The sequence below is a fragment of the Streptomyces sp. NPDC030798 genome, from assembly GCF_055572275.1.
Window position 1 is genome coordinate 84793 of sequence record NZ_JBVIDR010000001.1, and the last position, 22578, is coordinate 107370.

28 protein-coding genes are annotated in these 22578 nt (G+C 73.2%); 11 read left to right on the forward strand and 17 right to left on the reverse strand.

Going from position 1 to position 22578, the window contains the following annotated elements; all coding sequences use genetic code 11:
• Nucleotides 1-26 precede the first annotated feature (26 nt).
• The gene (locus ACZ404_RS00345) at nucleotides 27-947 is read right to left on the reverse strand and encodes a cation diffusion facilitator family transporter (protein WP_468435024.1); all 921 of its coding nucleotides are present in this window, start codon (nucleotides 945-947) and stop codon (nucleotides 27-29) included.
• 279 nt (nucleotides 948-1226) lie between these two features.
• Between ACZ404_RS00345 and ACZ404_RS00350 the strand changes: the two genes are divergently transcribed.
• The gene (locus ACZ404_RS00350; protein WP_468435025.1) at nucleotides 1227-2243 is read left to right on the forward strand and encodes a glutathione S-transferase family protein; all 1017 of its coding nucleotides are present in this window, start codon (nucleotides 1227-1229) and stop codon (nucleotides 2241-2243) included.
• 28 nt (nucleotides 2244-2271) lie between these two features.
• Nucleotides 2272-2583 (forward strand): DUF4235 domain-containing protein, encoded by a 312-nt coding sequence (locus ACZ404_RS00355; protein WP_468435026.1) that lies wholly within the window; start codon nucleotides 2272-2274, stop codon nucleotides 2581-2583.
• 10 nt (nucleotides 2584-2593) lie between these two features.
• On the opposite strand, the gene ACZ404_RS00360 is transcribed toward ACZ404_RS00355, so the two are convergent.
• On the reverse strand, nucleotides 2594-2986 hold the full coding sequence (locus ACZ404_RS00360) for a VOC family protein (RefSeq protein ID WP_468435027.1): 393 nt from the start codon (nucleotides 2984-2986) through the stop codon (nucleotides 2594-2596).
• A 52-nt stretch (nucleotides 2987-3038) separates the two neighbouring features.
• Nucleotides 3039-3503 (reverse strand): pyridoxamine 5'-phosphate oxidase family protein, encoded by a 465-nt coding sequence (locus ACZ404_RS00365; RefSeq protein ID WP_468435028.1) that lies wholly within the window; start codon nucleotides 3501-3503, stop codon nucleotides 3039-3041.
• Between the two features lie 207 nt (nucleotides 3504-3710).
• On the opposite strand from ACZ404_RS00365, the gene ACZ404_RS00370 reads away from it, so the two are divergent.
• The 3 genes from ACZ404_RS00370 (at nucleotide 3711) to ACZ404_RS00380 (ending at nucleotide 5921) form a co-directional block, all read left to right on the forward strand.
• Nucleotides 3711-4937 carry a PucR-like N-terminal domain-containing protein gene (locus tag ACZ404_RS00370; RefSeq protein WP_468435029.1) on the forward strand — a complete coding sequence of 409 codons (1227 nt, stop codon included), beginning with the start codon at nucleotides 3711-3713 and terminating at the stop codon, nucleotides 4935-4937.
• 61 nt (nucleotides 4938-4998) lie between these two features.
• Nucleotides 4999-5361, forward strand: coding sequence for a DUF1304 domain-containing protein (locus ACZ404_RS00375; RefSeq protein WP_468435030.1), 363 nt, complete (start codon nucleotides 4999-5001; stop codon nucleotides 5359-5361).
• A 14-nt stretch (nucleotides 5362-5375) separates the two neighbouring features.
• The gene (locus ACZ404_RS00380) at nucleotides 5376-5921 is read left to right on the forward strand and encodes a TetR/AcrR family transcriptional regulator (protein ID WP_468435031.1); all 546 of its coding nucleotides are present in this window, start codon (nucleotides 5376-5378) and stop codon (nucleotides 5919-5921) included.
• Between the two features lie 4 nt (nucleotides 5922-5925).
• Here ACZ404_RS00380 and ACZ404_RS00385 read toward each other — a convergent pair whose 3' ends face one another.
• Together ACZ404_RS00385 and ACZ404_RS00390 are read right to left on the reverse strand one after the other, a co-directional pair.
• A complete protein-coding gene (locus tag ACZ404_RS00385; RefSeq protein WP_468435032.1) occupies nucleotides 5926-6771 on the reverse strand; it encodes a hypothetical protein in 846 nt (281 codons plus the stop codon).
• Nucleotides 6772-6836: 65 nt separating this feature from the next.
• Nucleotides 6837-7811, reverse strand: coding sequence for a GlxA family transcriptional regulator (locus tag ACZ404_RS00390; RefSeq protein WP_468435033.1), 975 nt, complete (start codon nucleotides 7809-7811; stop codon nucleotides 6837-6839).
• A gap of 71 nt (nucleotides 7812-7882) precedes the next feature.
• Between ACZ404_RS00390 and ACZ404_RS00395 the strand changes: the two genes are divergently transcribed.
• A complete protein-coding gene (locus ACZ404_RS00395) occupies nucleotides 7883-8833 on the forward strand; it encodes an NADP-dependent oxidoreductase (RefSeq protein ID WP_468435034.1) in 951 nt (316 codons plus the stop codon).
• Between the two features lie 5 nt (nucleotides 8834-8838).
• Here ACZ404_RS00395 and ACZ404_RS00400 read toward each other — a convergent pair whose 3' ends face one another.
• Complete coding sequence (locus tag ACZ404_RS00400) at nucleotides 8839-9945, reverse strand: NAD(P)-dependent alcohol dehydrogenase (RefSeq protein WP_468435035.1); 1107 nt, start codon at nucleotides 9943-9945, stop codon at nucleotides 8839-8841.
• Nucleotides 9946-10033: 88 nt separating this feature from the next.
• Complete coding sequence (locus ACZ404_RS00405; protein ID WP_468435036.1) at nucleotides 10034-11491, reverse strand: aldehyde dehydrogenase family protein; 1458 nt, start codon at nucleotides 11489-11491, stop codon at nucleotides 10034-10036.
• A 105-nt stretch (nucleotides 11492-11596) separates the two neighbouring features.
• Between ACZ404_RS00405 and ACZ404_RS00410 the strand changes: the two genes are divergently transcribed.
• Nucleotides 11597-12025, forward strand: a complete 429-nt coding sequence (locus tag ACZ404_RS00410) for a MarR family winged helix-turn-helix transcriptional regulator (protein ID WP_468435037.1) — start codon at nucleotides 11597-11599, stop codon at nucleotides 12023-12025.
• A gap of 117 nt (nucleotides 12026-12142) precedes the next feature.
• The gene (locus ACZ404_RS00415) at nucleotides 12143-12559 is read left to right on the forward strand and encodes an anti-sigma factor antagonist (RefSeq protein WP_468435038.1); all 417 of its coding nucleotides are present in this window, start codon (nucleotides 12143-12145) and stop codon (nucleotides 12557-12559) included.
• 25 nt (nucleotides 12560-12584) lie between these two features.
• Here the strand turns inward: ACZ404_RS00415 and ACZ404_RS00420 are convergent, their stop codons facing one another.
• Entirely contained in the window at nucleotides 12585-13538 is a 954-nt protein-coding gene (locus ACZ404_RS00420; RefSeq protein WP_468435039.1) for a ribose-phosphate diphosphokinase, read from the reverse strand.
• A 164-nt stretch (nucleotides 13539-13702) separates the two neighbouring features.
• Between ACZ404_RS00420 and ACZ404_RS00425 the strand changes: the two genes are divergently transcribed.
• The gene (locus tag ACZ404_RS00425) at nucleotides 13703-14362 is read left to right on the forward strand and encodes a DUF4230 domain-containing protein (RefSeq protein WP_468435040.1); all 660 of its coding nucleotides are present in this window, start codon (nucleotides 13703-13705) and stop codon (nucleotides 14360-14362) included.
• Here the strand turns inward: ACZ404_RS00425 and ACZ404_RS00430 are convergent, their stop codons facing one another.
• From ACZ404_RS00430 to ACZ404_RS00455, 6 genes are all read right to left on the reverse strand, one after another.
• On the reverse strand, nucleotides 14363-16132 hold the full coding sequence (locus ACZ404_RS00430) for a complex I subunit 5 family protein (RefSeq protein ID WP_468435041.1): 1770 nt from the start codon (nucleotides 16130-16132) through the stop codon (nucleotides 14363-14365).
• Entirely contained in the window at nucleotides 16132-16479 is a 348-nt protein-coding gene (locus ACZ404_RS00435; protein ID WP_468435806.1) for a sodium:proton antiporter, read from the reverse strand. The genes ACZ404_RS00430 and ACZ404_RS00435 overlap by 1 nt, the downstream gene beginning before the upstream one ends.
• A gap of 8 nt (nucleotides 16480-16487) precedes the next feature.
• Entirely contained in the window at nucleotides 16488-17228 is a 741-nt protein-coding gene (locus ACZ404_RS00440) for an MnhB domain-containing protein (RefSeq protein WP_468435042.1), read from the reverse strand.
• Nucleotides 17225-17488: a Na(+)/H(+) antiporter subunit B gene (locus ACZ404_RS00445; protein WP_468435043.1), complete on the reverse strand. Its 264-nt coding sequence runs from the start codon at nucleotides 17486-17488 to the stop codon at nucleotides 17225-17227. The genes ACZ404_RS00440 and ACZ404_RS00445 overlap by 4 nt, the downstream gene beginning before the upstream one ends.
• An 87-nt stretch (nucleotides 17489-17575) precedes the next feature.
• On the reverse strand, nucleotides 17576-18028 hold the full coding sequence (locus tag ACZ404_RS00450) for an MrpF/PhaF family protein (RefSeq protein ID WP_468435044.1): 453 nt from the start codon (nucleotides 18026-18028) through the stop codon (nucleotides 17576-17578).
• On the reverse strand, nucleotides 18025-18219 hold the full coding sequence (locus tag ACZ404_RS00455; protein WP_468435045.1) for a hypothetical protein: 195 nt from the start codon (nucleotides 18217-18219) through the stop codon (nucleotides 18025-18027). Before ACZ404_RS00455 ends, ACZ404_RS00450 begins: the two co-directional genes overlap by 4 nt.
• Nucleotides 18220-18459: 240 nt before the next feature.
• Between ACZ404_RS00455 and ACZ404_RS00460 the strand changes: the two genes are divergently transcribed.
• Entirely contained in the window at nucleotides 18460-19005 is a 546-nt protein-coding gene (locus tag ACZ404_RS00460; protein ID WP_468435046.1) for a VanZ family protein, read from the forward strand.
• 95 nt (nucleotides 19006-19100) lie between these two features.
• Nucleotides 19101-20327, forward strand: coding sequence for a ricin-type beta-trefoil lectin domain protein (locus tag ACZ404_RS00465; RefSeq protein WP_468435047.1), 1227 nt, complete (start codon nucleotides 19101-19103; stop codon nucleotides 20325-20327).
• Between the two features lie 9 nt (nucleotides 20328-20336).
• Here the strand turns inward: ACZ404_RS00465 and ACZ404_RS00470 are convergent, their stop codons facing one another.
• The 3 genes from ACZ404_RS00470 to ACZ404_RS00480 are packed head-to-tail and all read right to left on the reverse strand — an operon-like array spanning nucleotide 20337 to nucleotide 22454.
• Entirely contained in the window at nucleotides 20337-20582 is a 246-nt protein-coding gene (locus ACZ404_RS00470; protein ID WP_468435048.1) for a hypothetical protein, read from the reverse strand.
• Between the two features lie 41 nt (nucleotides 20583-20623).
• Nucleotides 20624-21643: a DNA topoisomerase IB gene (locus ACZ404_RS00475; RefSeq protein WP_468435049.1), complete on the reverse strand. Its 1020-nt coding sequence runs from the start codon at nucleotides 21641-21643 to the stop codon at nucleotides 20624-20626.
• 4 nt (nucleotides 21644-21647) lie between these two features.
• On the reverse strand, nucleotides 21648-22454 hold the full coding sequence (locus ACZ404_RS00480) for an SDR family oxidoreductase (RefSeq protein ID WP_468435050.1): 807 nt from the start codon (nucleotides 22452-22454) through the stop codon (nucleotides 21648-21650).
• Nucleotides 22455-22578 lie beyond the last annotated feature (124 nt).

The following is a 22578-nucleotide window of genomic DNA, read 5'->3' on the forward strand; positions in this document are numbered from 1 at the left end:
CCGGGCGGCGGGCGGGCACTGGTGCGTCAGGCCCCGCCGCGTTCCCCCGTCGCGGCGGGGCTTTCGTGTGCCTCGCCCGCGGGCCGGTCGGTCACATCGAGGAAGATCTGGTCGGTGTCGGGGAACATGCGGGCGATGGACCGTTTGATGCGGACGGCGACCTCCTCCACCCGCTCGCTGTCCAGGCCCGGCATCAGGTCGATGCGGGCGGCCACCAGCGTGGAGTTCAGACCCATCTTCATCGTGAGCAGCGCGACCACGCTGTCGATCTCCGGCTGGGCGCGCAGCAGGGCCCGGATCCGGCCGCTGAGCTCGGCGTCGGCGGCCTCGCCGATGAGCTGGTCGCGGGCGTCGCGGCCGAGCCGGTAGGCGACGTAGACCAGCAGCACGCCGATCGCCAGCGAGGCCGACGCCTCCCAGACGACCTGTCCGGTCACCATGTGCAGGGCCATGCCGATGAGGGCCAGGGTCACCCCGAGCACCGCGGTGCCGTCCTCGGCGACCACGGTGCGCAGCGCCGGGTCGCGCAGGGCGCTCAGCCCGCCGCCCTGCCGGCGCACCTGGTGCAGCGCCCGCAGCAGCGAGCCCGCCTCGGCGAGCAGGGCCACGCCCAGCACGATCAGGCCCGCCACATAGCCGCTGAACGTCTCCTCGGTGCCGCTGCTCAGCGCCTCGAAGCCCTGGAAGAAGGAGAAGCAGCCGCCCATCACGAAGATGCCGACGGCCGCGAGCAGGGACCAGAAGAACCGCTCCTTGCCGTAGCCGAAGGGGTGGCGCCGGTCGGCGGGGCGGCTGCTGCGGCGCAGCGCGGCCAGCAGGAAGACCTCGTTGAGGCTGTCGGCGACCGAGTGCGCGGCCTCCGACAGCAGCGCGGGCGACCCCGCGAACACCCCTCCGACGGCCTTGGCTACGGCGATCACCAGGTTCGCGGCCAGCGCCACGAGCACGGTGACCCGGGTGTGCCGGTCGGCCCCGGCGCCCCCCTTCGCCCCCGCCTCCGGCCCTGCCCCTGCCCCTGCCCGCTCACGGCCGCCCGGGCCGGCGGGCCCGGTGTCCGGCGGCCCCGCGTGCGTCTGTGCTGTCCTGCTGGTGCTGTCCTCGGCTGTCTGTCGTCGTGTCGGGCTCACCCTCGCCGACTGCCCCGGCCGGGGCCGATCACACGGTGCCGGCAGCGTGAAACGGGGAACGCGTCCCCGTGCAGGATCCGGTGCGCAAGGAGGAGAGACATGGGCGGCGACGGCAACCGCGCGTACGGCCACAAGACGTTCTCCCGGTCCCGCAGCCACTTCCGGGACCGGATCACCGCCGACGGCCGGGACGGCTGGCCGGTGGAGGCCGGACGGTACCGACTGGTGGTCTCCCGGGCCTGTCCGTGGGCGAGCCGTGCCGTGGTCTCGCGCCGGCTGCTGGGCCTGGAGGAGGCGCTGCCGATGGCGGTGGCCGATCCGATCCAGGACGACCGGAGCTGGCGGTTCACCCTGGACCCCGGCGGCCGGGACCCGGTGCTCGGCATCCGGTATCTCGCCGAGGCCTACGACCGGCGGGAGACGGATTACCCCGGCGGGGTGAGCGTGCCCGCGGTGGTGGACGTGCCGAGCGGCCGCCTGGTCACCAACGACTACCAGCAGCTCACCCTGGACCTGGCCACCGAGTGGACGGCCCTGCACCGCCCGGGTGCGCCCGATCTCTATCCGGCCGGTCGGCGTGAGGAGATCGACGAGGTGATGGCGGGGGTCTACGAGGACGTGAACAACGGCGTGTACCGGGCCGGGTTCGCCACGCGGCAGGAGGAGTACGAGCAGGCGTGCACGGCGGTGTTCCGGCGGCTGGAGCTGCTGGCCGAGCGGCTCGCGGGGCAGCGCTACCTGGTCGGCGACACGATTACCGAGGCGGACATCCGGCTGTTCACCACGCTGGTCCGGTTCGACGCGGTCTACCACGGCCACTTCAAGTGCAACCGGTGGAAGCTGGCGGAGAACCCGGTGCTGTGGGCGTACGCCCGGGACCTGTTCCAGACTCCCGGGTTCGGCGACACGGTCGACTTCGACCACATCAAGCGGCACTACTACCAGGTCCACACCGGCATCAACCCGACCGGCATCGTGCCGCTCGGGCCGGATGCGGGCGGCTGGCTCGCGCCGCACGGACGGGAGGAGCTCGGCGGCCGCCCGTTCGGGGACGGCACCGCGCCCGGTCCGGTGCCGCCGGGCGAACGGGTGGCAGCCGCGGGCCGCCCCGCATGAGGGCCGCTTGACGAGGAACAAGTCACCCATGGCGAAGAACAAGACGAAGAAGAAGAAGAAGCTCCCGCTCGCCTACCAGCCGGTCGGCTTCGTGCTCAGCTGGGCGAGCGGCGCGCTGGCGGGCATGGCCTTCCGCAAGGCGTGGAAGACCATCCGGCACGAGGACGACGCGCCGGACGCGCTGGACCCGGACCGCGGCTGGGGCGAGATCCTGCTCGCGGCAGCGGTCCAGGGTGCCATCTTCGCGGTCGTGCGCAGCGCCGTGGACCGTACGGGCGCGAAGGCGATCGCACGGTCCACGGGCCAGTGGCCGGTCGCCGACAAGGGCGGCCGGGACTGACGAGGCCCGTTCAGCCCTGCTTCGGTGCCGTCGGAGGGACGAGGCGCAGGGTGAAGGAGTGACCGGCGGGGTCGGCGTACCCGCGTTCCTCGTACGGCCCCGCCGGGTCCCGGGTCTCGATCGGCCTGCCGCCGAGGCCGACGATACGGCGCTCGGCCTCGTCCAAGTCCTCGACCAGGAAATCCAGATGGGCCTGGAGGGAGTTCTCGGGCCGGGGCCAGCTGGGCGGCGTGGCGTTGACGTCCCGGCGGAAGGCGAGCCGGACTCCGTCGGCGCCGCGGATCTCCACCAGGTTGGCGGAGGCGTCGATCTGCTCGCCCTCGAGCAACTGGAGGTAGAACTCGGCGAGTTTCTCGGGCTCCGCGCAGTCGAGCACCACGACGCCCGCTGTGACCAGTGGCATGTTTCCTCCCGGGGGATGTCCTTGCCTGTGCGGATATCCCCGTACCGGGGAATCAGTCGGCGACCAGCCACGCTCCGTCGCGCATCAACTCCCGTCCGTCCAGCTCGTTCGCCTCGCGCCAGGCCTGGACGCGCCGCGGGGTGATGGTGAAGTAGACGTAAGGGGTGGCCAGTTGGCGCGGATCGAAGCCGGTCTTTGCGGCGAAGACCTCGGCGTCCTCCTCGGGGAGGTCCGCGGCCGTCACGGCGCGGGCGGTGCCCTCGATCATGACGACGTCCCGGGTCGGCCCGAGGCCCAGGCGCGCGGTGCCGGTGGCCAGCAGATTGCGGCCGGTGCGGCTCGCGGCGGGGGTGGCGATCAGCAGGGCGGTGCCGTCCCAGACGTAGGACAGCGGGACGAGATGGGGGGCGCCGCCGTCCTCGCCCGCGGTGGCGACCCAGACGTCCACGTCGTGCTCCAGCCGGTGGAGGGTGTCCTTCTTGCGCTGCTCGGCGCTGCGGGCGGACTGCGGGCTCATGGGTGTACGGCCTCCTCGGGATCGGTTCCACGGGCATGACACGCGAACGGCGTCCAGTGTGACGGCAGGTCTTCGCTCCCCGCACGGAGGTGATCGAGGTGTGTCCTCGCAGGGGCGCCGTGCTTGTCACCGGTGCGCAATTCCCGGCCCCACAACTGTCCGCGGGTGATGAGCCGCCGCGGGTTACCCGCGGGTATCGTCACCGGCGTGCCGAAGAGAGCCGCAGCGGTGGGTGTCGACAAGGGCGGCCCGTTCAAGGCGTTGCCCGCCGAACTCCCCGACCGCCTCAGACCGTATGTCCCCGAGATCACCGAGGAGGTCGTCCGCGCGATCGGGACCGGGATCCCGGAGTACGCGCGCCCGATGGACGACACGTACATGCAGGGCGTGCACCGGGGTGTGGACCACGCGCTGCGCGGGTTGCTGGAGCGGATGACCCAGCCGGACACCGACTGGGAGCCGGTGAAGGAGACGTACGAGCGCATCGGGCGCGGGGAGGCCGAGGAGGGCCGCAGCCTCGACTCGTTCCAGTCGGCGCTGCGGCTCGGCGCGCGGGTGACCTGGCGCCGGGTCAACGCGCTGGTGGACGAGGGACTGCTGCCCCGCCATGTGCTGGGCGCCTTCGGTGAGGCGCTGTTCCTGCACCTGGACGGGATGGCGGCCGCGACGACCGCCGGGTACACCGAGGCGCGGCTGCACGCGGCCGGTGAACTCCAGCAGCGCAGGGCCCGGTTGGTGGACCTGCTGACCGCCGATCCGCCGGCCCCGGCGGGGGTGGTCGCCGACCTCGCGCACGCCGCGCGCTGGACGGTGCCGCGCGCGGTGGCGGTGGTGGCCGTGGACCTGGGGCCCGGTGCGGCGCCGATCGTGCCGCCCGAGTTCCTCACCCGGTTCGAGATGCAGCCGGCGCTGCTGGTGGTGCCCGACCCGGAGGGTCCGGGCCGGGCCAGGGCGGTGGCCGGGGCGCTGCAGGGGCTGCGCGCGGCGATGGGGCCCGCGGTGGCGCCGGCCCAGGGCGCGCGCTCCCTGCGCTGGGCCACGGAGGCGCTGGAACTCGTACGGCGCGGCGTGCTGCCCGGCACGGACCCGTCCGGCGGGGTGGTGCGCTGCCAGGACCACCTGTCGACGCTGCTGCTCCTGCGCGACGACGCGCTGCTGGACGCGATGGCTGAGCGGTGGCTGCGCCCGCTGGACCAGGTGCGCCCGCCGCAGCGGGAGCGGCTGGCGGAGACCCTGCTGAGCTGGCTGCGGTCCGGCCGGGGAGTGGCCGAGGTCGCTACCCGGCTCGCGGTGCATCCGCAGACCGTGCGCTACCGGATGCGGCAACTCGACGAGCTGTTCGGCGAGTTGCTGCACGACCCGGCGGCCCGCTTCGAGATGCAACTGGCGTTACGGGCGCGGGAGCTGCGCCGGGGGCTGGGGGCACCGGAGTGACCTCATGGACAGGTGTCCAGCTATCATGGACACCTGTCGAAGAAGGGGAGGGGTCACGATCATGGAGCTCGTGGCGGAGGTGCTGGTCGGGCTGGTGGCCGCGCTGCACGCGTACATCCTGGTGCTGGAGATGTTCCTGTGGCAGAAGAAGCCGGGACGGGGGCTGCACGGGTTCGGCCCGCAGATGGCCCGGGAGACCGCGCCGATGGCCGCCAATCAGGGCCTGTACAACGGCTTTCTGGCGGCGGGCCTGGTGTGGGGGCTCGTCGCGGCGGACCCGACGGGGTTCGCCGCGCAGGTGTTCTTCCTGTCGTGCGTGGTGGTGGCGGGCGTGTTCGGCGCGGTCACGGCCAACCGGCGCATCCTGTTCGCCCAGGCACTGCCGGGTGCGCTCGCCCTGGCCGCCGTCCTCGCCGCACGGTGATGGGGGCGCCCCGGATGGACCCACGGGCCGCGCGCACCCGCGCCCGGCTGCGCGCGGCCCTGCTCGCGGAGTGCGCCGAGCGCCCGCTGGAGGAGGTGGGCGTGGCTGCGCTGGTGCGCCGGGCGGGGGTCGCGCGGGCCACCTTCTACGTGCACTACGAGGGGCTGGAGGCGCTGGCGGTCGACGCCTGCGCGGACGTCGTACGGCAGGCGGTGGACGCTCTGCACGCCTGGCGGGGCCGGCCCGACCCGGTGCACGCGCCGCCCGCGCTGCACGCGTTCTTCGCGGGCCTCGCCCCGCACGCGGCCCTGTACCGCTCGCTGCTCGCGCCGGGCGGCGGCGGCCCGCTCGGTCGGGTGCTGCACCGGGACCTGCGCGCCCGCAGCCTGGCCGAGCGGGAGCTGGCGGGCGCGGCGGACGCCCCGCTGGTCGCCTCGGCGGTGGCGGCCACCTTCGCCGGGGTCCTCGCGGACTGGCTGCACGGGCTGCTGCAGGCCACGCCCGGCGAAGTCGCCGACCAGGTCTGGCAGTTGCTGGTCGCGCTGCACCGCAGCCGGTGAGCCGTCAGCCGCAGCCGACGCCGCGCCTGGTCAGCGGCCACGCCTCCACTCCGTCGACGGTGCGCACGTAGGCCGTCTCCCGGTCCTTGGTCAGCCACAGGTGCCAGTCGCCGTAGTGGTAGCCGGTGTCGCGGGCGCCGGCGGGTATCGGCACGTCGCCGCGGTACGGAGCCCGGAGCAGATCGTCGCGGCCGAGCACGCCCTCGGGATCGCGGACGTAGGTGCGGCCGTCCACGCCGAGGAAGTGGGTCGACTGCCAGCCACAGTGTTCGGGACCGACCGAGCTGCTGATGCTGCCGACCGGAACCCGCCTGCCGTGGGCGTCCTGCCAGATCTCCCACTCCAGCGAGTCGGTGAAGCCCTTGGGGAGTTCGGCCGGGTCGCAGGAGGCACTCGTCTCCGGCCCCCAGCCCGGCCGGTCCTTCTGGTCCTTGGCCACGACGACCGCGACCTTCGTACGGCCACCCACGTCGAAGGAGTACAGCACCCGGTCCTTCTCCCGGCGCTCGGCACGGTAGCCGTAGTCGGGGTCCTGGGGCTGGAACATGTCGAAGTAGAGGTCCAGCCCCTCCTCGGGCGTGCCCCCGCCGTCGGAGGCGCTCCAGCCGTCGGGCCCGGCGCCTTCGAAGATCTCCCCGTCGCACTCCAGGGCCCGGCCGGCCGCCCCCGAGGCCAGGCGCAGGGCCCGCGGGCCGCTCCCGTCCACGAGCTTCACGGGAACGTACAGCGGACCGCTGTACGGGGAGGCCGGCGGGGTGCCGCGCACCACCAGGTCCGGCCGGACCCCGTCGTCGCACCCTGCCACCGCCATGGCCGCCAGTGCCGTCACCGCCACAAGTCCTCCGCGCACGTCCCCGCTCCTCAGCCCCGGCCGTCCTGTCCGTGCTCCTACGACGCCGTCGCCGGGCGGAACGTTCAGCGGGCCTGCTGGAACGTGCGCCGGTAGGTCTGCGGGGACACACCGATCGAGGCGTGCAGGTGCTGCCGCAGCGAGGCGCCGGTCGCGAAGCCGACCTCGGCGGCGATCCGGTCCACGGGCAGGTCGCTGGCCTCCAGCAGGTGCCGGGCGCGGGCGACGCGCTGCTGGATCAGCCAGCGGCCGGGGCTGAGCCCGACCTCGTCGTTGAACCGGCGGGCGAAGGTGCGCAGGCTCATCCGGGCGTGCTGGGCGAGGTCGGTCAGGGTGAGCGGCTCGTCCAGGCGCTCCAGGGCCCATGCGCGGGTCCCGGCCGTGCTCGCGGCGCCGCTCTCGGGGACCGGCTGCTCGATGTACTGGGCCTGGCCGCCCTCCCGGAACGGCGGGACGACACAGCAGCGGGCGACGAAGTTGGCGAGGTCGCTGCCGTGGTCGCTGCGGACGAGGTGCAGGCAGATGTCGACGCCGGCGGCGGCCCCGGCCGAGGTGAGGATCCGGCCGTCCTCGACGAACAGCACGTCGGGGTCCAGGTCCACGTGCGGGAACCGGCGGCGGAACAGGTCGACGACGTGCCAGTGCGTGGTGGCCCGGCGGCCGTCGAGGAGTCCGGCCTCGGCCAGGACGAAGGCCGCGGTGCAGATGGAGACGATCCGCGCGTCCGGGCGGATGCGGGCGAGGGCCGCGGCGACCTCGTCGGGAAGGACGTCGGGGATCCGGGCGGTCGGCACGGAGGCGACGATCACCGTGTCGGCCGTTTCCAGGATCTCCGGTCCGTGCTCGACAGTGATGCTGAAGTCCGCGTTGGTGCGCACCGGGCCGCCGTCGACGGTGCAGGTCAGCACCTCGTAGTGACCGCCGGCCGCGCCGAGGATGCGGCTGGGGATACCCAGTTCGAAGGGGTAGACGCCGTCGAGAGCCAGGACGGCCACCCGCTCGGGGGCCGCCGTGCCGGCGGTGTCCGCTGTGCCACGCATGGCACGATCCTATCGGATGTTGGCCTTCATGCCATTTCCCGGCCGGGCGGGCCCGGGCAGGCTGGGTGACCATGAGCGATGTGAACACGATGCGTGCCATCAGCCAGGACGTCCTCGGCGGGCCCGAGGTCCTGAAGGAAGTACGGCTGGAGCGGCCCGCGCCGCGAGCGAACGAGGTACTGGTCCGGGTGCGGGCCGCCGGCGTCAACCCGACCGACTGGAAGCACCGGGCGACCGGCGGCTTCCTGGGCGAGCCCCCGTTCGTCCTCGGCTGGGACGTCTCCGGCGAGGTCGCCGCGACCGGGATCGGCGTGGCCGCCTTCCGGCCCGGCGACGAGGTCTTCGGCATGGTGCCCTACCCCTACGGCCACGGCTCGCACGCCGAGTACGTGACCGTCCCGGCCCGCGCCCTGACGCACAAGCCGGCCTCGATCGACCACACCCAGGCGGGCGCCCTGCCGCTCGTGTCCCTCACGGCGTGGCAGGCGCTGACCGAGCACGCCGGACTCCGGGCCGGGCAGCGGGTGCTGATCCACGCGGCGGCCGGCGGGGTCGGGCACGTGGCCGTGCAGATCGCCAAGGCGCTCGGGGCGTACGTGATCGGTACGGCGAGCGCGGGCAAGCACGACTTCCTGCGTGAGATCGGCGTGGACGAGCCGGTCGACTACCGGTCCACCGACTTCACCGAGGCGGTGCGGGACGTCGACGTGGTCCTGGACACGCTGGGCGGAGAGACCTCGGTGCGGTCGCTGCGGGTGCTGCGGCCGGGCGGGGTCGTGGTGTCGATCCTGCCGGTCGGCGGCGAGGACTTCCCCGAGGAGGCCGAACGGCTCGGGGTGCGGGCGGTGCGGATGCTGGTGGACGCCGACCGGTCCGGGATGGAGCAGGTCGCCCGGATGGCGGAGTCCGGGCAGCTCAGGGCGACGATCGCGGGAACCTTCCCGCTGGCCGATGCCGCCAAGGCGCACGAGCTGGGCGACACCGGCCGCACGACGGGCAAGCTGGTCCTGCTGGTGGACTGACGGGCTCAGAACGTGAGCACGGGCTTGATCGCCTTGCCCGTGGTCATGTCCCGCACCGCCCGGTCGATCTCCTCGAACGGGTAGGTGCTGATGAGGCGGTGCAGCGGGAGCCGGCCGTCCCGGACCAGCTGGACCAGGGCCGGGACGAAGGTCCGGGTCTCGCTGTCGCCGAGGGTCAGGCCGGTGATCCGCTTGCCGGCCAGCAACCCGTTGACGTCCAGCGCGACCTCGGTGCCGAACGGCGGGGCGCCCACGACGACCAGGGTGCCGCGGGCGGCGAGCGCGTCGACGCCCTGACGCAGCACGGTGACGTTGCCGGTGGTCTCCACGATGCCGTCGGCGCCCCGGCCGCCGGTGATCCGGGCGAGCGCGTCGGCGAGGCTCTCCGCACCCGCGTCGACGGTGTGCGTGGCGCCCAGTTCCCGCGCCAGCTCCAGGCGTTCGGCGACCCGGTCGACGGCGACGATCGTGGTGGCCGGGGTGAGGGCGGCGGCCATCACGGCGCTCAGGCCGACCGCGCCGGCGCCCAGCACGACGACCGTGCTGCCGGTGCCGGGTTCGAGCACCTTCCACACGGCGCCGGCGCCGGTCTGGACGCCGCAGCCGAGCGGTGCGAGGGAGCTGAGCGGCACGTCCGGGTCGACCCGGACCAGGCTGCGCTCGTCGACGAGGGCCCGCTCGGCGAACGAGGACTGGCCGAAGAAGTGGCCGCCGAGCGGGGTGCCGTCCCGGCTGACGGTGGCGGTGCCGTCGGCGCGCCGCCCGCCGATCAGATTGAGCGGCAGCCAGGTCGCGCAGTACGCGGGGTGTCCGCCGCGGCAGTTGCCGCAGTCCCCGCAGGAGGTGAAGGACAGCACCACATGGTCGCCGGGGGCGATCCCGGTCACCTGGGAGCCGACGGCCTCGACGACGCCGGCGCCCTCGTGCCCGAGCACGCCCGGCAGCGGGAAGGGCAGGGCGCCGCTCGCGACGCTGAGGTCGGTGTGGCACAGACCGGCCGCGGCCAGCCGGACGACCGCCTCGTGCGGCCCGGGGTCGGCGAGCTCGACGGCACTGAGGGTGAAGGGCGCCCCGCCGGACTCGACGACGGCGGCGCGGGTGGGGATGGGCATCACGGGGCTCCTGGGCCGGTGGTCTTCGGGACCGGGCCGGCGGCGGGCGAGGGAGCCTCGCGGCCGGCCCGGCAGGGTGCGACGGCGCTCAGTCGAGCGAGACGACGACGGACTTGACCTTGGTGTAGGCGGCCAGCGCCTCGGGGCCGTACTCGCGGCCGAAGCCGGAGTTCTTGACGCCGCCGAAGGGCACCGCGGGGTCGAGCATCGCCCAGTCGTTGATCCAGACGATGCCGGCCTGGAGGCGGGCGGCGATGCGGTGGGCGCGGGCGAGGTTGCCGGTCTGGACCCCCGAGGCGAGGCCGTACGGGGTGGAGTTGGCGAGGGCGACGGCCTCGTCCTCGGAGTCGAAGGGCTGCACGGTCAGGACGGGTCCGAAGATCTCCTCCTGGATCACCCGGGAGTCGTTCGGCAGGTCGGCCAGCACGGTGGGCCGATAGTAGAAGCCGCCGTTCAGCTCGAGGCGTTCGCCACCGCAGACCACGCGGCCGCCGTCCTTGCGGGCCAGTTCGACGTACTCCTCGACCTTGCGCAGATGCCGCTCCCCCGCCATCGGGCCGACGACGGTGGCCGCGTCGCGCGGGTCGCCGACCGGGACGCCGGGGACGGCCTCGGCGAGGATGCCGAGCAGGCTGGCGTAGACCGGGCGGGCGACCAGCAGGCGGGGGCCGCCCATGCAGAACTGGCCGGTGTTGAAGACGAAGCCCTTGATGATCGCGCCGACCGCCTTCTCCAGGTCGGCGTCCTCGAAGACGATGTGGGCGGCGTTGCCGCCGAGTTCCACGGTGACGGGCTTGAGGTCCTGGCCGGCGGCGGCCGCGACGTGCCGGCCGACGGCGGTCGACCCGGTGAAGGCGACCTTGTCCACGCCCGGGTGGCCGAGCAGGGCCTCCCCGGCCACCGGGCCGGAGCCGGTGACGACGTTCACGACACCCTCGGGGACACCGGCCTCGGTCAGCAGCCGGGCCATGTACAGCGCGCTGAGCGGGGTCTCATCGGCGGGCTTGTGGACGACGGTGTTGCCGGCCGCGAGGGCGGGGCCGAGCTTGGAACCGGCCAGGATCAGCGGGAAGTTGAACGGCGTGATGGCGGCGACCACGCCGAGCGGCTCGCGCCGGGTGTAGGCGAGGGCGTTGAGGGGGGTGTCGCGGGTGGCGCCGTCGAGGGTGAAGGCGAGGGAGGCGTAGTACTCGTAGTCGTTGGCGGCGTTGGTGACGTCGACGGCCCGGCACAGGGTGATCGGCTTGCCGACGTCGAGGCTCTCCAGGGCGGCCAGTTCCTCGGCGTTCTCCCGGATCAGCTGGGCGACGCGGTGCAGGACGCGGCCGCGCTCCCGGCCGCTCGGGCCGGACCACTCCCCCGCGTCGTAGGTCTCCCGGGCGGCGCGCACCGCGGCGTCGACGTCGGCGGCGGTCGCCTCGGCAACGGTGGTGACCGGCTGTCCGGTGGACGGGTCGATCACCTCCCGGCGGCCGCCGTCGGCGGCCTCGCGCCATCGTCCGCCGATGAACAGCTGTCCCGGACCGGTGTCGGCCGTGGTCGTCATTGCCCACTCCCCAGCGTAGGTCGCCAAGTTTTCAATAAACAGGAATCCTGTTGGTCCGCAGTGTGGTTTCAGACAGGATTCCTGTCAATGGTCTAGGGTGGGCGCATGGTCGGCACAAGGACAGGCCCGTCACTGCTGTACATGGTCAAGCAGGTGGAACTCGTCGTGCGCGCCCGGCTCGACGAGCTGGTCAAGCCCGCCGGGATCACGGCGCTGCAGTACACGGCACTCACGGTGCTGGAGCGGCACGACGGCCTGTCGGCGGCCCAGCTCGCCCGGGACTCCTTCGTCACGGCCCAGTCCATGGCCGATCTGGTCCGCTCACTGGAGGCGCGCGGACTGATCCGGCGCGAGCGCAATCCGCGCAACCGGCGGGAGCTGCTGATCCTGCTCACCGACGCCGGGCGCGAGCTGCTGGCGCGGTTCGCGGGACCGGTGCGGGAGCTGGAGGAACGCATGACCGAGGACCTCACGGCGCACCAGCGGGAGCAGTTCCGGCGGGCACTGTCCACGGCCTGGCACGCGCTGTCGTAGCCGCATCACCGGTATCACCCGGAACGCCAAGGGCAGCGACACGCGCGAAACTCGAAGACATATGTCAATCGAACATGCTCAAATTCCTTCTATCGAGGGTAACTTGGCGGTCAGGAAATGGTTTTCCGGGTGCGGGTGGGAGGTGGTGCCGTCGTGCGACCGGAGCCCCCGCCGCTCACCCGGCATCTGCGCATGCGCGAGGAGCGCGGGCACGTCGTGCTGGAGTTCCGCGGGGAGATCGACATCGCGGCGGCCACGGAGATCACTCCGGTCCTGGACCGGGTCACCGGCCGGCCCGGCGCCCGGATCGTCATCGACCTGCGGTCCGTGGAGTTCTTCGACTGCTCGGGGCTGCGCCTGCTGTACCGGGCCCGCAGCCGGGTACTGGAGCGCGGCGGACAACTGCACCTGGTCTGCACCCACCCGCTGACCCTGCGCGTCTTCCGCGTCACCGGCCTGTCCCGGCTGCTGCCCCCGCACCCGACACCGGCCGCGGCCCTGGAACACTCGGAGGCGGCCTCCGGCTCGCTGTGACAAGCGCTTGCCGGACCGCGCCGGCCTAGGCCCCCCGAGGTTCCTCGAAGAGGGCGCTGACCGATTCGCCGTTGTGGATGCGGCGTACGGCCTCGGCGAGAGCCGGGGCGATGGACAGCACACGCAGCTTGTCGGTGCGCTCGCCGGCCGGGACCGGCACGGTGTTGGTGCAGACGATCTCCAGTACGTCCGGCTGTTCGCTCAGCCGCGTGAGCGCGCCGGCCGCGAACAGCCCGTGCGTGCAGGCCACCCGGATCGACCGCGGGCCCCGCTCCCGCAGCCGGTCCAGGAGTTCCAGCACGGTGCTGCCCTTGGCGATCTCGTCGTCCAGGACGATCACGTCCCGGCCGGTGACGTCGCCGATCACGGAGTTGATCCGCACCCGGTCGTCGGCGAACCGCTGCTTGGCGCCGGCCGCCACCTGGGCGCCGATCAGCCGGGCGAAGGCGGCGGCCTCCTTGGCGTTGCCGAGGTCCGGGGAGACGACGGTGGTACACGTGAGGTCGTACTGCCGGAAGTGGGCGGCCAGTTCGCGCAGCGCGTGCAGATGGTCGACCGGCACCGAGAAGAAGCCGTGCACCTGCGGGGCGTGCAGGGTCATGGCGAGGACCCGGCTCGCGCCCGCCGCCACCAGCAGGTCGGCGACCAGCCGCCCGCCGAGCGAGATGCGGGGCGCGTCCTTCTTGTCGGAGCGGGCGTAGGAGTAGTGCGGCATGACCACCGTGATCCGGGCCGCCGAGGCGCCCCGCGCCGCGTCGCACATCATCAGCAGCTCCACCAGGTGCTCCTGCACCGGCCGCACCAGCGGCTGGACCAGGAAGACGTCCCGCTCCCGGCAGTTGTCCCTGAGCTGTACCTCCAGGCAGTCGTTGGCGAACCGGCTGACCCGGACCGGGCTGAGCGGCACGCCGAGGTGGGCGCAGACCTCCCCGGCCAGCTCGGGATGGGCACTGCCACTGAAGACGGCGATGTCTCGCACGATCCGCTCCTCGCATGATCAGCATGGGATGCCGCCGATCATGCTACTGGCGGGCACGGCTGCAGCCGCCCCGGCGCGGACCTCGGCGATGCCATCCGGTCAACTCGACGGTCTGACGGGGGCTTTGAGGGGGAATGCGGTCAGCAGGAAGGAGGGCCGTCGACATGACGACTCCCGTCAGGCGCCTGCCCCGCATGCCCGGCTGGGCCAAGGTGGTGACCGCGTTCGTGCTGGTCCTTGTGGTGCTGTTCGCCGGCATCCGGCTGGCCGTGCTCCCGGGCATCAAGGACTTCTTCGGCACCGAGTCGCACGACCGTTCCGGCCCGGCGCTGCTGAAGTCCATTCAGGACATGTCCCGCTACGACGCGGCGTCCGGCAACTTCCAGGTGGTCGTGGACCTGGAGAAGGACGCCAAGTACCTGCCCGACGCGATCCGCGGCACCCGCACCCTGTACGTCGGAGCGGGCACCGTCGACGCCTACGTCGACCTCGGCCGGGTCGGCGAGAAGGACGTGACGGTCAACGACGACCGCACCTCGGCCACGCTGCGGCTGCCGCACGCCCGGCTGGGCCGGCCGGCGCTGGACCCCGACCGCTCCTACGCCGTGTCCAAGCAGCGCGGCCTGCTCGACCGGCTCGGCGACCTGTTCTCGGACAACCCCAACGGCGAGCAGGCGGTGCAGAAGCTCGCGGTGAAGCACATCGGCGAGGCCGCGCGGGAGAGCGAACTGACCGCGCGGGCCGAGAGCAACACCACCGGGATGCTGCAGGGTCTGCTGCACTCGCTCGGCTTCACGGAGGTGCAGGTGTCCTACGGGTCCTGATCAGCTGCCCAGCCCGCCCGGCAGGGCGAGCGCCCCGAGGACCGTCACGCCGACCAGCAGCCAGGCCACGTAGTCCCCGACGTGCCCGGACTGCAGGCGGCGCAGCGGTGAGGCCCACTCGGGCGCTGCCGTCCAGTCCGGGCGGGTCACGGCGAGGGCGGCCAGGCCGGCGGCCAGCAGGGTGGAGGCCACGCCCAGCAGGACACCGTGCGCGGTCCAGTGCACGGACGCGTGCGCGCCGCCGGAGCCCGCCTCGTTGACCGAGCGAGCGACCAGTTCTCCGAAGCCGGGCACCACGCCGACCACGAGGGCGGCGGCCAGCAGCACGGCGGGCACGGTCCGCATGGTGTCCGGGACGCGCCTGAGCCGCTGCCCGGTCTCGGGTTGTTCGTCGGAGCCGGCGGTCTCGTCGTCGGCGTCCCTGGGGCGCGGCCCGAGGCCCAGGAACACGCGGGCGGTGACCCGCAGTACGGCGCCGGCGGTGATCGCGGAGGCGGCCACGTACACCACGGTGAGCGGACCGCCGACCGCCTCCTCCGAGACGGACTTGCCGAGCGCGGTGCCGAACGGGGGCAACCCGGCCAGGCCCAGCGCGCCGATCGCGAACATGACCGCGACTCCGCGCAGTTCGCGGGCCCTGCCGTGCAGCGCGTGCTCGTCGACGCTGCCGTACCGGGACAGCAGGATGCCCGCGCAGGCGAACAGCGCGGCCTTCACCCCGGCGTGCCCGAGGATGTACAGCGCGACCCCGTCGTCGCCCTCGGGGGTGAGCACGCCGAGCCCGAGGAGGAACATGCCGGTGTGCGCGACGGTGGAGTAGGCGAGCAGCCGCTTGATGTGCCGCTGGTACCAGCACATGACGGCACCGGTCGCCGCCGTGACCGCGCCGAGGGTGACCAGACCCCGTTCCAGGTCGGCGGCCGGGATGCCGCCGGGTCCGGAGAAGACGGTGCCGTAGACCCGCCAGACGCCGTAGGCGCCGAGTTCGACCATCACCCCGGACAGCAGCATGCACACCGGTGTGGGAGCGACGGCGTGCGCGTCCGGGAGCCAGAAGTGGAACGGGACGGCGGCGGCCTTCACCAGCAGCCCGGTCAGCACCAGGACGAAGGAGGCGAGGACGACGGCGTCCGGCCCTCCGCCGTGCGCGGCCGCCTGGTCCAGGCCGCGGCCGATCTTCGTCATCGCCAGCTCGCCGGTGCGGGCGTACAGCAGGCCGATGCCCATCAGCATGGCGTACGCGCCGAGCGAGTTGATCACGCCGAAGGTGAGCGCGCCCTGCACGGCCTTCGCCTCGTCGATCCGGTACCCGGTCAGCGCGTAGGCGACGACGCTCATCAGCTCGAAGAACACGAACGCGTTGAACAGGTCGCCGGCGATGGCGAATCCGCACATGGCGCCCTGGAAGACCAGCATCAGCGCGGGGAAGGAGCCGGCGTGGCCGCGCGGCGGCTCGTCGAAGTAGTGCCAGGAGTAGGCCAGGGCCGCCAGCGTCAGCAGCGAGACGGCGGCGGCCATGCCGAGCGCGGGACCGTCCCCCACCACTACGATGCCGACGCTCTCGCCGTTCCTGGGCTGCCAGGCGCCGACCCATTCCACCAGCGGTGGCGAGGAGTTGAGCAGCAGGACCAGGGCGAGGACGGCCGTGCCGGCGGAGACGACGCAGCCGACGGTCTCGGCGGCGAGGCGGGGCAGACGGCGGCCGGTGGCCACCAGCACGGCGGCGCCGAGCAGCGGCCCCGCGGCGAGCAGCGGGAGCAGATGGTGCATCAGCCGCGCAGCTCTCTCAGCTCGTCGGGGTCGACCGTGCCGTGCCGCTTGGCGATCTGCAGCACGAGCGCGAGCAGCAGGGCGGTGACGGTGGCCCCGACGACGATGTCGGTGAGCGTGAGGGCCTGCACGACCGGGTCGACCACCGGCCGGGAGCCGGGCTCGATGTCGGAGAAGACGGGCGCGGTGGCACCGTCGCGGTAGCCGACCGCGAGCAGCAGGACGTAGGTGGCCACCTGGCACACGGCCAGGCAGCCGACGGCGTGCACCAGGTTGCGGCTGGTGGCCATGCCGTAGCACCCGACCAGGAACACATAGGCGGCGACCAGGTAGGGCAGGACGTGCATCACGGCGCTCAACTCCCGTTCTCCTCCTCGATCTCGACGGCCTGGTCCAGGAACCCGGCGAGCAGTACGACGACGGCGCTCGCCACCTCCATGCCGATGGCCGCGTTCAGCAGGGGCACGGCGCCGCCGGAGGAGAGCGTGTTGAAGGTCCCGTACGGCAGCAGTGTGTTGGCGAGGAACGCGGTGCCCGCGAGCACCCCGGCGAGGCCGAGGACGATGAACGCCGAGACGGCGAGCGCGTCGGTGGCCTCGAACGTGCCGAGCGGGCGGACGCGTTCCAGCGCGGCGTAGTCGGCGCCGAGGTAGAGCAGGTGGATGGCGGTGGCGGCGACGACGCCGCCCTGGAAGCCGCCACCGGGGCTGAGCTGGCCGTGGGCGATGACGTAGAGCCCGGTGACCAGGGCGACGGGCAGCACGATCAGCGCGTAGCGGCGGACCGCCGCGCCGACTTCGGCGGGTTCGGGCCGGGCCCGGTGCTCGTCGTGGGCCTGGCGCAGCAGAACGGCGCAGCCCAGGACGGCGGCGAACATGATGCTCATCTCGCCGAAGGTGTCGTAGGCGCGCTGGTCGAAGTTGACGGAGGCGACGGTGTTGGCGGTGTGCCGGGCGAGGGCGGCGCGCACGGCCCGCTCGCCGTAGGGGTGGGAGCGGCCGCCGAAGGCGGGCAGGTGCAGACAGGCGGACACCAGCAGGGCGGCCAGGCCCGCGCCGCCCAGGGCCAGCAGCCACAGTCTGAGGCGCCGGCTCACCGCTCGTCGTCCTTGGCCCGCCCGGGCCGCCGGATCTTGCGCACCGACAGCATGATCAGCAGCGGGGTCAGGGCGGAGCCCACGGCCAGCTGCGACAGACCCACGTCCGGGGCCTGGAGCACCGTGAACAGCACGGCCAGGACGACACCGAGCACGCTCAGCACGAGTGCCTGCCGGGCCGGGTCACGGGCCGCCACGGCAGCCGTGGCACAGGCGGCCACCAGCAGCAGGGCGACGACGATCACGGCGTCAGCGGCCATGGAGCACCTCCCGTGTGTCGACGGCCGTGGGCGTCGGCGGCCGTGGAGAACCTCCCCGGCACCGGCGGGGCGCCCGGGCCCCCCGCCTCAGCCACCGCGCACCTCCCCGAACCCGCCGGACAGCGCACGGGAGGCGGTGAGGTTGCCGCCGATCAGCAGGGCGCCGATCACCAGCAGCTTCACCATCGCCCGGCTGGGACCGGTGGCCACGCACAGCGCGATCACGACCCCGGCGCCGAGGCCGGCGGCCGCCCAGGTGAGCCCCCAGGCGCCGGGCCGCTCGTCGTTCAGGTCGTCGGCGAGCAGCCGGGCGAAGACGAGGGTGCCGACCGGGCCCAGCAGGGCCATGAGCAGCGCGAGATCGACGTAGGAGGTGCGGCCGTAGCCCTGGGAGAGCAGCAGGAGGACCGGACACGCCACGGAGGTGGTCAGGTTCTGGGCGACGACCCGGCGCGGCAGCGGGCCGGTGGCCGCAGCCCACAGGGCGGCCGCCCCTCCTCCGGCCAGCACGGCGGTCGCCGCGACGATCCAGCCGTTCACCGCCAGTTCACCGCCCGGCGACCGGCCCGGGCCAGCAGCGCGCCGAGGGCGGCCGCGCCTGCGCCGACGACCCACTCCAGGGTGTAGACGGTCGAGATGAACACCAGCCACAGCACGACCAGTGCGGCCCACCACGCCAGCAGTTCGGCCACGGCGAGGAGGGCCGTGCGCGGGGCCGTACTCCGGGTCATCCGCCACCTCCTCGGTCCGCTGTGCAGAGTTGTGCGGCTTTCGTCCGATGCGTCGCTTGGGGCATCCAAGCATCGCCGGGCCCGTGACGGGCGGCGGCACGCGGGTCCGCCTGCACAGTGCCCCGGGAGCGTGAACGGAAACCGCCGGCGCGCCCCCGGCGCCGTCCCGGCGGCGGCATCGCGGGCCGCGACGCGGGTAACCGCCTGACGAAACGGGGACGTTGACGACTGGAGGACTTCATGGCCCGTACCGCCCCGCGTCTGCCCGCGGCCCTGCGCCTCCCCCGGAAGCGGCCGCCCGCCGAGCGTCCCGCCCGGCACGCGCTGCCCCTTCCGCTCCGCGTGCTGGCGATGCTGGTGGCGTTCGCGCTCATGGTGGCGTTCGCCGTCGTCCTGGCCCGGCTCACCCTGCAGCCGTCCCCCGCGTCGGTGCCGCTGACCCACAGCAATCTGCGTCCGGGAAGTTCCCTGCGGGCGTACGTGGAGTACGCGCAGGTGCGGGACGCGGTGCGGCAGATCGGCGGGAACGTGCTGCTCGGCGTTCCGTTCGGGGCGCTGGTGCCGGTCCTGGCGCCGCGTGCCCGGGGGATGCTGCAGGTGCTGGCGCTGACCGCGCTGGTGATGCTGATGGTGGAGCTGGCCCAGGGCGCGCTGGTCACCGGGCGGGCCTTCGACATCGACGACGTCATCCTCAACACGGCCGGGGCACTGCTCGGCTGGGTGGTGCTGGGGCGTCGGCTGGGGCGGGCCGTCCATCGCCGCGTGCGCCAGGACACGCCTGAGTGATCGTCAGCAACAGGTCCGGACCAGAGTATTGACGGCCCCTTATCTCACTTCTTAAATCAAGAGGCATCCGAGCCCCCCACGCCGAACGGAGAACCATGGCCTCCCCACGCCTGCTCCGCAGATGCCTCCTCGCCGCCCTGTCCGCCGCGCTCGTCGGCTCCGCCGCCGTACCGGCCCGGGCGGGAACCGCCGCCCCGGCGGCGGCCGTCACCGCCTTCTCCGACACCTTCGACGGACCCGCCGGCGCACCGGTCGACGCCTCGAAGTGGACGCTGGAGACGGGTGACAACGTCAACAACCACGAGCGGCAGTACTACACCTCGGGCACGAGGAACGCGGCCCTGGACGGCCAGGGCCATCTGGTGATCACCGCCCGGAAGGAGAACCCGGCGGGCTACCCGTGCTGGTACGGCAGCTGCCAGTACACCTCCGCCCGCCTGAACACGGCCGGGAAGTTCACGGCCCGGTACGGCCATGTCGAGGCCCGGATGAAGATCCCGCGCGGGCAGGGCATGTGGCCCGCGTTCTGGATGCTCGGCACGCCGGTGAACTGGCCGGACTCCGGCGAGATCGACGTCATGGAGAACGTCGGCTTCGAGCCCTCCACCGTGCACGGCACCATCCACGGCCCCGGCTACTCCGGCTCGGGCGGCATCGGTGCGGCCTACTCGCTGGCCGACGGCCAGGCCTTCGCGGACGCGTTCCACACCTTCGCCGTCGACTGGGCGCCGGGCTCGATCACCTGGTCGGTGGACGGGCACGTCTACGAGCGGCGCACGCCGGCCGACCTGGGCGGGAAGACCTGGGTGTTCGACAAGCCGTTCTTCCTGATCCTGAACCTGGCGGTCGGCGGCTACTGGCCGGGCGACCCGGACGGCTCCACGCAGTTCCCGCAGACTCTGGTCGTCGACTCGGTCTCGGTGACGACGGGCGACAGCGCGGCCGGGGTGGCCGTACGCGGCCTGGCGGGCAAGTGCGTCGACGTGGCGGGTGCCAACCCGGCGAACGGGACCCCCGTCCAGCTCTACGACTGCAACGGCACCGCGGCCCAGTCCTGGACGGTGGGTCCGGACGGCACGCTCAGGGCGCTCGGCAAGTGCCTGGACGTCACGGGCAACGGCACGGCGGACGGCTCGACCGTCCAGCTCTGGGACTGCACGGGCGGTGCCAACCAGAAGTGGGCCGTCTCGGCGGCGCACGACATCGTCAACCCGCAGGCGGACAAGTGCCTCGACGTCACCGGGAACAACGCGGCCAACGGCACCCGGCTGCAGATCTGGACCTGCTCGGGCGGTGCCAACCAGAAGTGGACGCTGGGCTGAGCCCGCGGCTCAGCGCAGCGTCCAGGTGTACTTGTCGCCACCCACCCAGCGGACCACGTCCGGGTCGTCCATGTCGTGGATGATGATGCCGTAGGAGGCGGCGGCCTCCAGCACGTCGGTGACGGTCCTGGCCTCACCGATCACCTGACCGTCGATCTCCATGATCCGGAAGGGCGGCTCGCCGTGCCGGCCCGGGCACACACCGAGCACCAGGATCCGCGGACGCGAGATGTGTGGAGCTGATTGTTCGGTCATGCAATAGAGCGTAGAACGCCGGACGCCCGGACGGCTTCCCCTCACGCGCCGTCCAGCAGCTCGAGAACCGCCGCCTCGACGGCCCCCTGCGTGGCCGGGCGGCCGAAGTCCCCGTGCTCCCCCAGCCGGGTGAGCGCGGGGGCGATCGTCACCTCCTGCTCGAACAGCTCGAACACCTTCGGGTCGATGTAGGAGGACCGGCACACCGCCGGGGTGTTGCCCAGGTAATGGCTGACCTCGCGGACGGCACGGGTGATCTGCCGGCGCCTGGCCGTCTCGGTCGCGCGGGCGGTGCCGTCGGTGACGGCCACCGCCACCGCGGCCAGCACCGTGGCGTGCCAGGTGCGGAAGTCCTTCGCCGTGACATCGGTCCCGGACAGCCGGCGCAGCGCCTCGTTCAGGTCGTCGCTGTGCAGGTCGTGCCAGGCGCCGCGGTCCCAGTAGGCGAGGAACCTCTCGCCGCCGCGCGGGCGGCGCAGCAGGGCCCGGGCGACGGCGTGCGCCTGCTCGTCCACCAGGGCGCGCACCCTCTCGGTGCCGCCCTTGGCCGGGTAGCAGAAGCCGATCTCGCCGCGGCCGCAGCTCACGTGCTCGCGGAGCATGGTCGTCAGGCCGTAGGTCTCGCTGTTCCGGGTGTGGCGGTCGCTGCCGATGCGGAAGAACCCCAGGTCGAGCAGGCGGACCGCGCAGGCGGTGACCCGGGGCCGGCTCAGCCCGCGGCCGGCCAGGTCGAGGGCCACCTTGGCGCGCAGTTCGGGCAGGGCCCGCGCCACCTGCCGCACGTGTTCGTGCTTGGCCTGGTCCTGTTGGGCCCGGAACTGCTCGTGGTACAGGTACTGGCGGCGTCCGGCGTCATCGGTCCCCACGGCCTGGAGATGGCCGTTGGGCCAGGGGCAGATCCACACGTCCCGCCAGGCCGGCGGGATGGTCAGGGCCCGGATCCGGGCCAGCGCCTCCGGGTCGGTGAGGGGCTCGCCGGTGACGTCGGCGTAGCGGAAGCCCCGGCCGCAGCGGATGCGCCGGTAGCCGGGGCCGTCACAGGAGCTGGTGCGCAGTCGCATGGCCTCAAGGACGACGCCAGTCGTCGCTCGTCAGATGGGAGCCGGCCTGCGGGCCCATGCGGAGCATGCCGCCGTCGACGCTCCAGGAGGCGCCGGTGACGTACGAGGCGTCCGGGCTCGCCAGGAACGCGATGACGGCGGCGACCTCCCGGGCGTCGCCGGGCCGCCCGAGGGGCACCCCGGGCCGGCGCTCGCTGTGCACGTCGATGTCCTCCTGGCCGGTCATGGGGGTGGCGATCTCGCCCGGCGCGACCGCGTTCACGGTGATGCCGTGCTCGGCGAGCTCCAGGGCCATCACCTGGGTGAGCAGACCTAGTCCGCCCTTGGCCGCGCAGTACGGCGCAGCGCCGACCCGTGGCTGGTGCTCGTGCACGGAGGTCACGTTGACGATCCGGCCGCCGTCGCCCTGCCGGATCATGTGCCGGGCGGCCTTCTGCCCGCACAGGAACGGGCCGGCGAGATCCACGTCGAGGACCCGGCGCACGTCCTCGTAGCCCAGGTCGAGGAAGGGCGTCATGGTGCCGGTACCGGCGTTGTTCACCAGCACGTCGAGGCGGCCGAGCTCGGCGCACAGCTCGTCGACGGTGTCGGCGGCCGCGGGCAGCCGGGTCAGGTCCAGCCGGGCCACGACCGCGCGCCGGCCATGGGCGCGGACCTCGTCCGCGGTCTCCTCGGCGCCCTTGTCGTCGGTGTGCCAGGTGATGCCGACGTCCAACCCCGCTTCGGCCAGCCGTACGGCGGTGGCGCGGCCGATGCCGGAGTCGGCGCCGGTGACGACGGCCGTGCGGCGCCCGGCGGCTGGACTGGACATGGGTGGGCCTCCTCCCGTGCGGGTCCGGTGAGCGCGTCACCGCCAGTACCCGGGGGCGCCGTCGGCAAACAAGGAGTGACGGCCCGGGGACCGTCGCCGTGCAGGGGGCGCACGCCTGGGAAAC